The 12831-nt window shown below is 42.5% G+C and carries 13 protein-coding genes and 2 tRNA genes; 10 read left to right on the top strand and 5 right to left on the bottom strand.

Annotated elements, in window-relative coordinates; translation table 11 throughout:
- The first annotated feature begins 68 nt into the window (after positions 1-68).
- The 3 genes from thiL to KFB94_07545 are packed head-to-tail and all read left to right on the top strand — an operon-like array spanning position 69 to position 2003.
- Positions 69-1046: a thiamine-phosphate kinase gene (thiL, locus tag KFB94_07555; protein QVL45124.1), complete on the top strand. Its 978-nt coding sequence runs from the start codon at positions 69-71 to the stop codon at positions 1044-1046.
- Positions 1030-1521 carry a phosphatidylglycerophosphatase A gene (locus KFB94_07550; protein ID QVL45123.1) on the top strand — a complete coding sequence of 164 codons (492 nt, stop codon included), beginning with the start codon at positions 1030-1032 and terminating at the stop codon, positions 1519-1521. The genes thiL and KFB94_07550 overlap by 17 nt, the downstream gene beginning before the upstream one ends.
- Complete coding sequence (locus KFB94_07545) at positions 1506-2003, top strand: nicotinamide-nucleotide amidohydrolase family protein (GenBank protein ID QVL45122.1); 498 nt, start codon at positions 1506-1508, stop codon at positions 2001-2003. Before KFB94_07550 ends, KFB94_07545 begins: the two co-directional genes overlap by 16 nt.
- A gap of 1 nt (position 2004) precedes the next feature.
- Here the strand turns inward: KFB94_07545 and KFB94_07540 are convergent, their stop codons facing one another.
- Complete coding sequence (locus tag KFB94_07540; GenBank protein ID QVL45121.1) at positions 2005-2367, bottom strand: hypothetical protein; 363 nt, start codon at positions 2365-2367, stop codon at positions 2005-2007.
- Between the two features lie 214 nt (positions 2368-2581).
- On the opposite strand from KFB94_07540, the gene recA reads away from it, so the two are divergent.
- The 5 genes from recA to KFB94_07515 all read left to right on the top strand — a co-directional run bounded on the left by recA (position 2582) and on the right by KFB94_07515 (position 8142).
- Positions 2582-3613, top strand: coding sequence for a recombinase RecA (gene recA, locus KFB94_07535; protein QVL45120.1), 1032 nt, complete (start codon positions 2582-2584; stop codon positions 3611-3613).
- 1 nt (position 3614) lies between these two features.
- A complete protein-coding gene (gene recX, locus KFB94_07530; protein ID QVL46617.1) occupies positions 3615-4070 on the top strand; it encodes a recombination regulator RecX in 456 nt (151 codons plus the stop codon).
- Positions 4060-6699: an alanine--tRNA ligase gene (gene alaS, locus KFB94_07525; GenBank protein ID QVL45119.1), complete on the top strand. Its 2640-nt coding sequence runs from the start codon at positions 4060-4062 to the stop codon at positions 6697-6699. Before recX ends, alaS begins: the two co-directional genes overlap by 11 nt.
- 30 nt (positions 6700-6729) lie before the next feature.
- Positions 6730-7977 (top strand): aspartate kinase, encoded by a 1248-nt coding sequence (locus tag KFB94_07520; GenBank protein QVL45118.1) that lies wholly within the window; start codon positions 6730-6732, stop codon positions 7975-7977.
- 72 nt (positions 7978-8049) lie between these two features.
- Positions 8050-8142: transfer RNA gene (locus tag KFB94_07515), tRNA-Ser, on the top strand.
- Positions 8143-8247: 105 nt separating this feature from the next.
- On the opposite strand, the gene KFB94_07510 is transcribed toward KFB94_07515, so the two are convergent.
- The 3 genes from KFB94_07510 to KFB94_07500 form a co-directional block, all read right to left on the bottom strand.
- Positions 8248-8526 (bottom strand): hypothetical protein, encoded by a 279-nt coding sequence (locus KFB94_07510; protein QVL45117.1) that lies wholly within the window; start codon positions 8524-8526, stop codon positions 8248-8250.
- Between the two features lie 103 nt (positions 8527-8629).
- Entirely contained in the window at positions 8630-9127 is a 498-nt protein-coding gene (locus tag KFB94_07505; protein QVL45116.1) for a thermonuclease family protein, read from the bottom strand.
- Between the two features lie 185 nt (positions 9128-9312).
- The gene (locus KFB94_07500; GenBank protein ID QVL45115.1) at positions 9313-10731 is read right to left on the bottom strand and encodes a sodium:solute symporter family protein; all 1419 of its coding nucleotides are present in this window, start codon (positions 10729-10731) and stop codon (positions 9313-9315) included.
- 124 nt (positions 10732-10855) lie between these two features.
- Between KFB94_07500 and KFB94_07495 the strand changes: the two genes are divergently transcribed.
- A tRNA-Arg gene (locus KFB94_07495) sits at positions 10856-10932 on the top strand.
- A gap of 282 nt (positions 10933-11214) precedes the next feature.
- Positions 11215-11286 (top strand): pyrroloquinoline quinone precursor peptide PqqA, encoded by a 72-nt coding sequence (pqqA, locus tag KFB94_07490; GenBank protein ID QVL46616.1) that lies wholly within the window; start codon positions 11215-11217, stop codon positions 11284-11286.
- A 104-nt stretch (positions 11287-11390) separates the two neighbouring features.
- On the opposite strand, the gene KFB94_07485 is transcribed toward pqqA, so the two are convergent.
- A complete protein-coding gene (locus KFB94_07485) occupies positions 11391-12797 on the bottom strand; it encodes a GIY-YIG nuclease family protein (protein ID QVL45114.1) in 1407 nt (468 codons plus the stop codon).
- Between the last annotated feature and the right edge of the window lie 34 nt (positions 12798-12831).

Genomic DNA, 12831 nt, shown 5'->3' with positions numbered 1-12831 from the left:
TGCAATACGCTTTGTTATATTTATAATATTGTTTTATAACAACAAATCAATTCTACTATCACTGCATGATGTCGACAGAGTTTAATCTTATTAAGCAATATTTTACGCGTCCCACAGCGCAAACAGCGTTAGGTATCGGTGATGATGCTGCGCTTATTCAAACTAGCACAGATCACCAATTAGCAATATCAAGCGACATGTCTGTGGTGGGCACTCATTTTTTTCAGAATACCGCGCCTTATGACATTGGATGGAAGTCACTTGCAGTGAACGTTTCAGACCTAGCAGCCATGGGCGCCAATCCAAAATGGGCCACATTGGCAATTGCCCTACCTGAAATAAACCCAGATTGGCTCAGCGCTTTTTCAGCTGGTTTTTTTGATTGTGCTGATGCATTTAACATCGACTTAATCGGAGGCGATACAACGCGTGGCCCTCTCAATATCAGCATCACGATCATGGGCGAAGTGCCCATGGGCAAAGTGCTAACTCGTCGTGGTGCACAACTAGGTGATGACATTTGGGTAAGCGGTTATTTAGGCCATGCAGCATTAGGATTAGCGCATTTACAACTAAAAATTAAATTACCTGACGAGATTCGCGATACCGCGATTGCCGCATTGCATCAACCGCAACCTTGTGTGGCTTTGGGTTTAGCCTTGCGTGACGTTGCCAACAGCTGCATTGATATTTCTGATGGATTACTGGCAGACTTAAGCCATATACTAAAAGCATCTCGCGCTAATCTAACGGGCAATGAGGCGATGGGTGCCACCTTGCAATTAGAAAAAATCTCCTGCTCAGCTACGCTACAAAATCGCTTACAAGAGCCCATAATACAACAAGCGATATTAGCTGGTGGTGACGATTATGAACTGTGCTTTACTGCCTCATCCAATCAAAGAAACACAATCGCAGCGATTGCAAAGCAATTAGATATCAACTTAACGCGTATTGGCGAAATAAATGAAAGTGGCAATCTAACCGTACAGTTTGAGCAACAAAACATCAATATAACCACATTAGGATATGACCATTTTGCCTAAACAACCCGACTTTAACTTTTTAATCACACACCCCGCACATTTTTTAGCGCTTGGTTTTGGTAGTGGCTTAGCGCCAAAAGCGCCTGGCACCATTGGCACAATCGTAGGATTGCCTTTGTTTTACTTAATTGCCAATGACGCGATATACCTACAAATCATGATTATTACGGTTTTGTTTATCATTGGCATTTATTGCTGCGATGTAGCAGGAAAAGCCTTAGGCGTTAGCGATCACGGCAGTATTGTTTGGGATGAAATCGTGGCGATGATGTTGGTGCTTACTATCACACCCAATCAATGGTGCTGGTGGTTGATCGCTTTTGCTCTATTTAGACTATTTGACATTTGGAAGCCTTTTCCCATCCGCCAATGTGATGCCAAACTAAAGGGTGGCTTTGGCGTCATGTTTGATGATCTGTTAGCGGCCATTTATGCCGTGATTAGTTTAAAGGGCTTGCTATGTATAACCTCATAACCCTCAGTACACAGCTAGGTCAATCCCTCAAAGAAAAAAATGCCATGCTGGTGTTGGCTGAATCATGCACAGGCGGATTAGCTTGTGCAACAATGACTGACATCGCAGGCAGCTCCGCATGGTTTGACCGTGGGTTTATCACTTACAGCAATGCTGCCAAACAAAGCATATTAAACGTCACCAACCAAACCCTCACCCAGTTTGGTGCGGTGAGTGAAGAAACCGCAAAAGAAATGGCATTAGGGGCACTCAATAATAGTGATGCAGATATTGCAGGTAGTATTACTGGAATTGCCGGTCCTGATGGCGGCACAATTGACAAACCAGTCGGCACAGTCTGTTTTGCCTACGCGACGAAAAGCGGTTATTTAACGACCATGACCAAACATTTTATTGGCAATCGCCAACAAATTCGACAGCAGTCTGTTATCCACATCATGAATGGGCTAATCTCATTAGCATCCAATCATTTAAATAAGTAAGCTAGTGCCCGCCTCGACCACTTTCGCCTAGACGATGTTGGTATAAGCCACCATCTCGGCGAACAGGTGGCAGATTGTTAACATTTGGTTGGTTTTGTTGATAAAGCAACTGATCATCATTGTAGGGAATGAATGGCATCATATAAATAATAGCTTGCTCGGCTTGGGTCCCAATTTCACCATTGTTTCCAAATAGTATTGGCGCACTGCGATGAGTGCCAATCGAATGCGGCGGATAGGCCGCTCTATTTTCTTCATCTTTTTCTGCACGCTCAAGAATATGTTCAGATGTACCTTGCGCAAGTGCCGTTGATGTTATCGCAACCGTCATAACCACTAGCGCAAGTGTTTGAATGATTTTCATCTGATGCCCTCCTTATCTGTCGCTGCAAACCTAGTGACTAAACGGTGAACGATTGATATCGTTGACATTGTTGACTGCATATCGATTACACCCCATGAATGATATTATCTTCTCATACCAAGCCACCAACACACAACCTTAACGCTTACCTTAAATGACAAACTGTGAAATAATTACACGTTAATTAAAGTCGCTAAAACAAAGGGAAAAGCACATGGATGATAATAAAAGCAAAGCACTGGCAGCCGCGCTTTCTCAAATTGAAAAACAATTTGGTAAAGGCTCCATTATGCGTATGGGGGATGGCGAGATTGATGCAGATATTCAATCTGTATCAACAGGTTCACTAGGCTTGGATATTGCTCTTGGCATTGGTGGTTTACCGCGCGGTCGTGTGGTTGAAATTTATGGTCCAGAATCTTCTGGCAAAACAACCCTCACACTGTCTGTGATTGCACAAATGCAAAAAGCGGGGGGCACTGCTGCTTTTATTGATGCAGAACATGCATTAGATCCACAATATGCGGCCAAATTAGGGGTCAATGTGCCCGATTTGCTGATTTCTCAACCTGACACTGGTGAGCAAGCATTAGAAATTGCGGATATGCTTGTGCGCTCAGGTTCAGTGGATATTGTGGTGGTGGACTCTGTTGCCGCATTAACGCCACGCGCCGAAATTGAAGGCGACATGGGCGATTCGCACATGGGCTTACAAGCACGTTTAATGAGTCAAGCTTTGCGTAAGCTCACTGGCAATATCAAACGCACCAATACCTTGGTTATTTTTATTAACCAAATTCGGATGAAAATTGGCGTGATGTTTGGTAATCCAGAAACAACAACTGGCGGTAATGCACTGAAGTTCTACTCATCTGTACGTTTAGATATCCGCCGCACTGGTGCCATTAAACGTGGCGATGAAGTGGTTGGTTCAGAAACCAGAGTGAAGGTGATTAAAAACAAAGTAGCGCCCCCATTTAAACAAGCTGAGTTTGATATTCTGTATGGCGAAGGCATTTCACGTGAGGGTGAAATCATCGAATTAGGCGTCAATCTAAAATTTGTCGAAAAAGCGGGTTCTTGGTACAGCTATAACGGTGAAAAAATTGGCCAAGGCAAAGATAACGCACGCCAATTTTTAAAAGAAAATCCAGATATTGCCAATGAGATTGATGCAAAAATTCGTAGCAATGCTAAAGTTTTGTTGGATGGCATGATTGCCCCACGCGAAGAAGGTGACGAATAAGCTGAAACAGCCGCAACAAAAATCGTTGCGCCAACGTGCACTTGAGTATTTAGGTAAACGCGAATACTCAGCGATTGAACTGGGACAAAAGCTTAAACATTACGCAGAAGAATCAGATGACATCCCTGCATTATTGGCCGATTTTAAAACCCGCGGCTGGCTGTCTGATGCAAGATTTACTGAGCAACTGATTAATGCCAGAAAAGTAAAGTTTGGTAGCAATAAAGTAGCGCATGAATTAAGAGAAAAAGGCATTGCAGATGATTTAATTATTGATGCAGTATCTGCAATGCAAGAAACAGAATTGGAACGTGCGACAGAAGTTTGGCGCAAAAAATTTAACCAAGTAGCAACTGACCGTAACGAATGGGCAAAACAAGCCCGATTCTTACAAAGCCGTGGCTTTAGCTTCGATACGATAAAAAAAGTACTCAGTAAACAAGATAATGACGATTAAATTAAGCAACAACCCAAGTAGCAATGAAATCAGAAAAGCCTTTCTGGACTTTTTTGTCTCTAAAGGTCACACAGAAGTACCGTCTAGCTCACTTGTGCCGCATGACGACCCTACGCTGCTATTTACCAATGCGGGCATGAATCAGTTTAAAGATGTGTTTTTAGGCTTTGATAAACGTCCTTACACCCGTGCAACCACCAGCCAAAAGTGCGTGCGCGCTGGCGGCAAACACAATGACTTAGAAAATGTTGGTTACACCGCCCGCCATCACACTTTTTTTGAGATGTTAGGTAATTTTAGCTTTGGTGACTATTTCAAACGCGATGCAATCAAATACGCTTGGGAATTGCTGACAGAAGTATACCAATTACCAACAGAAAAACTCCTAGTCACTGTTTATGCCGAAGATGATGAAGCCTATGATATCTGGCTAAAAGACATTGGTGTGCCTGCTGAAAAAATCATTCGCATTGGTGATAACAAAGGCGCACGTTATGCATCGGATAATTTCTGGATGATGGGCGATACTGGCCCTTGCGGCCCCTGCTCCGAGATTTTTTATGACCATGGAGCGCACATTCCAGGTGGCCCGCCAGGCAGTCCAGAAGAAGATGGCGATCGCTTTATTGAAATTTGGAACAATGTATTCATGCAATTCAACCGCGATGAAGCGGGCGTGATGCACCCATTACCAAAACCAAGCGTGGATACTGGCATGGGCTTAGAGCGCATTTCAGCCATCTTACAGGGTGTGCATGCCAACTATGAAATTGATTTATTTCAAAAGCTGATTAAAGCAGCGGCGCGAGAAACCAAAACCACCGACTTAGACAGTCCAAGCCTTAAAGTATTAGCCGATCACATTCGTGCTTGCTCATTTCTAATTGCCGATGGCGTCATTCCTGGCAATGAAGGCCGTGGTTATGTGTTGCGCAGGATTATTCGCCGTGCGATTCGACATGGTTATAAATTAGGTGCTCGTAATGCATTTTTTTATAGCATGCTAGCTGATTTAGTTAGCGAAATGGGTGACGCTTATCCTGAGCTAGTGAGTGAACAAAAGCGTATTAGCGCAACATTAAAGCAAGAAGAAGAACGGTTTTTTGAAACCATTGAAAACGGGATGGCAATTCTTGAAGCTGAACTTAAAAAAACCAAAGCTGCATTTGATGGCGAAACTGCATTTAAACTACACGACACGTATGGTTTTCCATTAGATTTAACTGCCGATATTTGCCGCGAGCGCAATGTTACTGTTGATACTGTTGGTTTTGACGCCGCCATGGCCCGCCAAAAAGAACAAGCCCGTGCTGCTGGGAAATTTAAAATGGCGGCCAACTTAGAATACGATGGTGTTGCGACTACTTTTTATGGTTACGAACAACTAGAGACCAACGGCAAAGTGACCGCTTTATACAAAGATGGCGTATCTGTTTCGCAACTGACAGAAGGCGAGCAAGGCGTAGTCATTCTTGATAACACGCCATTTTATGCCGAATCTGGTGGTCAAATTGGTGACTGCGGCGAGCTTAAATTGACCAGTGGTTTGTTTGCTGTAGAGGATACACAAAAAGTGCAAGCCACTGTCTTTGGTCATCATGGTATTGTAAAAACGGGTTCATTAACGGTCGGTGATAGCGTTGTGGCAAAAGTGAATATGGCCGCGCGAACAGCAACCATGCGCAATCATTCCGCCACGCATTTGATGCACAAAGCCTTACGCGAGGTATTGGGTGAGCATGTGCAACAAAAAGGCAGTTTGGTCGATACCGAAAAAACCCGTTTTGACTTTGTGCATAATGCGCCCATGACGAATGAGCAAATCCGTGAAGTGGAACGTATTGTGAATGCAGAAGTATTTGCAAATCTTGAAACACAAGCGCGTGTAATGGATATTGATGCCGCAAAACAAACGGGCGCCATGATGTTATTTGGCGAAAAATATGGCGACGAAGTACGTGTATTGGATATTGGCTCATCTATTGAGCTTTGCGGTGGTACACATGTAAAACGTACTGGCGATATTGGTTTATTCAGCATTGTTGCTGAAGGTGGCGTTGCAGCCGGCGTTAGGCGTATAGAAGCGGTAACTGGCTTAAATGCATTACATTATCTACAAAATATGGAAACCACTTTAGGTGGAGTTGCTGGCACATTAAAAGTATTGCCTGCCGAAGTCGCAAACCGTGTCGATCATTTAATTGATCAAGTGAAAAAGCTTGAGCGCGAATTAGCTGTTGCTAAAGGTAAACTAGCCTCATCTCAAGGTGATGATTTGGCAACGCAAGCAATCGACATTAATGGCATTAAAATATTGGCAGCCACATTGGAAGACGCGGATGCCAACACTTTGCGCGAAACCATGGATAAACTAAAAGATAAACTCAAATCTGCTGCGATTGTATTAGCGACTGTCAATGGCGATAAAGTCAGCATGATTGCTGGCGTGACAAAAGACTTAATCACACAAATAAAGGCGGGAGATTTGGTCAATCATGTAGCAAATCAAGTTGGCGGTAAAGGCGGCGGCAAGCCTGATATGGCAATGGCAGGCGGCACCGATGCAAGTCAATTACCCTCAGCACTCAATAGTGTAGAACATTGGGTCAAACAAATCATTCAACCTTAATCACAGCACAAATTACTCATTATTTAAATTATGGCTTTAATTGTACAAAAATATGGCGGCACCTCGGTTGCAAATGCAGATCGCATTCGCAATTTAGCAAGCAGAGTTGGGCGTTTTAAGAAAAAAGGACATCAAATTGTTGTCGTGGTGTCTGCCATGTCTGGCGAAACCAATCGTTTAATTAATCTTGCCCACGAAATCACCGCCAACCCAGATCCGCGTGAGTTGGATGTGATTGTATCAACAGGTGAGCAAGTGACGATTGGCTTAACTTGCCTTGCATTGCAAGAGCTTGGCTTTAAAGCAAAAAGCTATACAGGCACACAAGTAAAAATTTTAACCGATGACGCCTTTGGTAAAGCCCGTATTATTGATATTAATGGTCAAAATATGCAAAGAGACTTAGATGATGGCTATGTGGTTGTCGTGGCGGGGTTTCAAGGGTGCGATGCAAACGGCAACATTACCACGCTAGGACGAGGTGGCTCCGATACCACTGGCGTGGCTTTAGCAGCCGCACTTAAAGCAGAAGAGTGCCAAATTTACACAGATGTTGATGGCGTTTACACCACCGATCCGCGCATTGTGCCGGAAGCAAGACGATTGGATAAAATTACATTTGAAGAGATGCTAGAACTAGCCTCTCAAGGTAGCAAAGTATTACAAACCCGCTCCGTCGAGTTTGCTGGTAAATATCAAGTTAAATTGCGTGTACTTTCTAGCTTCCAAGAAGAAGGCGAAGGCACACTCATTACATTCGAAGAAGATAGCAAGGATAACAACATGGAAGAACCCCTTATTTCTGGTATTGCGTTTAATCGTGACGAAGCAAAAATAACTGTACTTGGCGTGCCAGACAAACCAGGCATTGCTTATCAAATTCTAGGGCCTGTTGCAGACGCCAATATTGATGTTGATATGATTATCCAAAATCAAGGTGCCGATGGCACCACCGACTTTACGTTTACTGTGCATAAAAACGAAATGAAAAAAGCACTTGAGATTTTACGTAACAAAGTGCAACCTGGCATTCATGCACGCGAAATAACTGGCGACGATAATATTGCAAAAGTTTCTGTAGTGGGTGTTGGCATGCGATCACATGTTGGCGTTGCCAGCCAAATGTTTCGTACACTTTCAGAAGAAGGCATTAATATACAAATGATTTCTACCAGTGAAATAAAAATAGCCGTCGTGATTGAAGAAAAGTACATGGAGCTTGCAGTACGCGCTTTACACCAAGCATTTGAATTAGAACAAGCATCAAGCATTGCCTGATTTTTTCATTGATTTTAATGCAGGTTTCGCGTAACATCGCGCCCTTGTAAAGTAATAAAAAAGTGTTAAAACGGAGAGCTGGCCGAGTGGTCGAAGGCACTTCCCTGCTAAGGAAGCATACGGGGTAGACCTGTATCGAGGGTTCGAATCCCTCGCTCTCCGCCAAAATAAGAAAGCACCCTATTGGGTGCTTTTTCTTTGAATAAAGGCGTGGCAAGCCGCTGCAACAACAGAGATTTAACTCACTACTTGAGGAATTGGTTAAGCAAGCTAGCTGCAAACATTTTGCCAATTGCCGTTTACCTGCATATATTCACATTTTGAAGTGCCAAGTGGCGGCAATTCTAAAGATGGAAGTGGTTTTATTTCTATTGATGGAAGAGGTCTGAGTGGAGCAATGTCTACAGATGGTAAATCAAGTGCACTGTCACATATGTCTTGGGCACTACAATTGTTTCCATAGTCATCGCAAACCTGAGACATCCTGCAAGCAGCAGATGAAATGTTGACGAATGCAAAAGCCATCATCATTGCAAATAATGTTTTCATAATACATTTCATCTTATCGCTCATCTTTCTTTAATATGCAAAATTCCAAAGCGTACTATGCCGTTAATCGTTTTAAGTCAAAAGCGACATAGTGCTCAAAAACCTAAGGACGTGTATTACTTTTAGACCGCCTAAAATTCCATGGTTCAATAGGGGCTTCATCAACCCATAAACCTAGTTTATTCGCTTTAGCTTCTTGTTCTGCTAAAGCATAATCAGCTTGATCTTGAATGGGTTGTTGTTTTTGATATTGCCGATAAAACCACGCCATGCCTGCTTTAATTTGTTCAAGATTCATATCGACGTCATCAAGCATTACTTTTCCAACAATGCGGCCATAGCTGTCACGTTTTTGCCAGTGAATAATGACTGCTCTATTAAAAATAAGATTTGATAGCGACTGCTTTGAGGCAGTACCAAACGGTTGCTTCTTCTCTGGCGCATCAATGCCAGACAAACGAATCTTATACAGTTCATTTGATGCGTCTAACACCGTGATTGTATCGCCATCAGCAACACCAACCACGCGACCAGCAATCTCATTAGCACCAACATGACTGGCCAATAGAAATAAGAATAATACCAGTAAGGATTTAACCATCCACCCATCCTTTATTAGTCAAATAATAGATTAATTCTAAAGTCACATGAAACACTATTTTAGATTGCTTTAGCTTGGTTGTAATTTAATACAATTAAAAGCGGCATCATGTATAGGCATACTAACTTGTTGCAATTAAAAAAGTCAGCCAGACCCCACGCTAAAGATTGCGTATTAATCCAATTTTAATCTTCTATGCCGAACCGCTGAGGCAATAATGAGCCTAGTATCATGCTGACCATGCTGACAGCTAGACCAAATAATTGCGCTGGGATTAATAAGGTTTCAGCCCAGATTAGTTCTATTAACAACCAACTAGCAATGCCAAAAACAATGGCAAATAATGCGCCTTGACTAGTCGATTTTTTCCAAAATACGCCAAATACTAATGGCACAAAAGCGCCCGCCAGGGTGACTTTATAGGCAGACTCCACCATGCCAAAAATAGAAAGATCAGAGTTAAGCGCATAAATTAAAACACAAATGGCAAAGCCGATTAAACTTAAACGCATGACTTTTAACATTTCACTATCCGTCAAATGGGGCATTAAATCTTTGACGATGTTCTCAGAGAATGTCACAGAAGGCGCCAATAAAGTTGCAGATGATGTACTCATAATGGCGGCTATCACAGCACCAAAAAAAACAACCTGTGCGAATAAAGGCGTGTGTTGCAAAATAATAGTCGGCAATACGCGTTGTGAATCATCTGCTGCTAGCTGACCGAACACAGCCGGATCGATAATGGTCGCGGCATAAGCAATAAACATTGGAATAAACGCAGAACAAAAATAAAGCGTTGCGCCAATCACTGATCCCCATAAAGCAACTTTTGCACTTTTTGCCGAGGTAATACGCTGAAATACATCCTGCTGTGGAATAGACCCTAGCATCAGAGTCAACCAACCGCCAATAAAAGTTAAATACATCGCAACGTCTGCATGATCAGGAAAGAAATCTAACTTACCAGCCGCTTCTGCATGCGCGACAACTGGTGCCACACCCCCTGTCATACCTGCCACAATATATGCAATGTATAGCAAGCCTGCAATAATCACGATCATTTGCACAAAATCTAATATCGCAATAGAAAGCATCCCGCCCAAAGTAGTATACGTAAGCACAATTAAAGTGCCAATTACCATCCCCATCTCTTGACTCACAGCACCTTGCGTTAAGATATTAAACACCAGCCCAAGTGCAGTAATCTGTGCCGCAACCCAGCCTAGATAAGAAATAACAATGGCAATAGTTGTCAGAATTTCCACTGTGCGGTTATAGCGCATGCGGTAAAAATCACCCAAGGTAATGATATTCAGCTTGTATAGTTTAGTAGAAAAAAATAAGCCTGCGACAATCAAACACATACTGGCACCAAAAGGATCCGCCGCTAATCCGTTAAAGCCCTCTTGCACAAACGTAGCCGATACACCAAACACAACTTCGGCACCAAACCAAGTAGCAAAGACTGTCGCAATCACTATCGGTAACGGCAAATGCCTGCCTGCAACCGCATAATCTTTCACATTATGGACACGCCTAGCAGCGAACAAGCCTATCGCCACTGAACCGATGAGATAAGCAATTACAAACCAAATGAGCACGTGCCAACTCCAAGCAAATTAATAAAATGATTCAACAGCGAATTATTCCATAAATATATTTATCAATCTATGCAGAATAAACGCTTAACTTAATTCTTTTTTATTGTATAATGCACGCCTCAACGCGCCCGTAGCTCAGCTGGATAGAGTACTTGGCTACGAACCAAGGGGTCAGGAGTTCGAATCTCTTCGGGCGTACCAAACAAAACAAAGGCTTACAGTTTAACGACTGTGGGCCTTTTTGGTTTTTTCAAGCCTATGCGCTCATCATGGCTACACTGCAAGAAAGCTAGTCATCTTATTCTCGCTCAAGTGTTCTCGTTCATTCACGCGGGCAAATTTGGCATTGAATCATTACTCACGGTCATGATTTTAATGAGGCTTATCTCATGAAGAGCAATAGTATTGTTTTTGGTTGTTAATGTACTATAAACATATCGACAAGCAAGGTGCTTGTTAATTAAACAACTGAGGAGATTTATTATGTGGACAACACCAGCAGCTACTGAAATGCGTTTTGGCTTTGAAGTTACTATGTACGTAATGAACAAGTAATCTAGCGTAAAGAATACATAAGGGAGCTTAGGCTCCCTTTTTTGTTATATAGAATTCACAATCAGATCTGGCAGTTCTCTTGAGCAATTAGTTATGTTTTGGATTTAATCTGAATCCATCTGCGGTATCTGAATAATCTCCGGATTTTTCTTATTCAATGTTTTAAGTATGAGTTTGTAACTATCCAAATCAAAAGCAAAGACCGTCTTCATTTGCATCATTTCATCAAAGTCGGCTTCGTTATTCACTGTGCCTAAATGACACCATTGATCAAAGACATGAATGTCTGTTAGCCCAGTGACAGCGCTGTGTTCTCTAATGCCAATCTTATGTTGATAAGGCCACCGTTTAAGACGATCTTTAGCAAGCGCTTGTTGAAGCTTTAAATGGTGAATGACTTTATCTTCTTTGTCACAACAGGCGCCACTGCATCGCTTGAGTTGTGAAGCAAAGCAAGGACCTTTGCCAGATTCTAATCCTAAGAGTTTTTGGCAGAGTTGATACTCCGTTGCGATGTTTCTTAATGCTTCTGTGGCTTGTTTTTTGGATCTAAATGTTCCAAACAAATCGCCCATCATTTCAGGAGACATCTCGTCTTGATTAATCAGTTTGACTAATGGAACTGCAAATGGATCAGTACTGATTTGCCAAGCGCATAACTGGCGCTGACGTCGTAATTGTCTGTTATGAATAGGTAGACGCTCTTTTACCAAACGTGACTCTAATAACAATGCACCAAGTTCACCTGCTGTTTCAATCCACTCGATGCGTTTAAGTTCTTGTGATAAACGCATCTCTTTGGTAGAGGCGTGATCACTACTGAAGTGAGAGAACACCCGCTCTCTAATATTAATACTTTTACCTACATACAGTAGACAATTGCTCTCGCCATAAAATAAATACACGCCACTACTTTCAGGCAAGTCATCTAGCATGGCAGGGTCAATACCAACAGGAACACTCGGTTGCTTTACTAGCTGCTCAGCAGTGCTTTGTACTTTCTCAAGTCCAAGTTCATGCTGTGCTACCTTAACAAAGCCGATCATCAGTTCCACATCACCCATGGCACGATGGCGCATTTCTGTCGTGAGATGATGTCGCTCCATAATCGCATTAAGACTATGTTTGTGATATTGCGGATAGAGCTGTCTTGACAGCTTAACCGTACACAAGACTTTTTGTTTTAAGGTATGCCCTAGTCTTCGGTATTCACTTTTTAAAAAGCCTAAATCAAATCTGACATTATGTGCAGCCATGACTGAGCCTTCTAAGTAGAGCGCTAATTCATCTGCCACTTCTGCGAAGGTCGGTGCATCTTGCACCATCTCATTCGTAATGCCAGTTAGACCCTGAATAAAGGATGGAATTGTGGTTTCTGGGTTGACCAAGGTTTGCCAGCGACATACTTCAACCCCATGCTCAAAGCGTACCAATCCAATTTCAGTAATACGATCGTTAAGTGGCGTAGCACCTGTTGTTTCTAAGTCTAAAAAAGTAATGATAGGTAGCATAAATAGATTGTAACGGTATATTGATTATTGTTAC

This window comes from Methylophilaceae bacterium, from assembly GCA_018398995.1.
In the GTDB taxonomy this organism is placed as follows: Bacteria; Pseudomonadota; Gammaproteobacteria; order Burkholderiales; family Methylophilaceae.
This window is presented reverse-complemented; position numbering and strand designations above follow the sequence as displayed.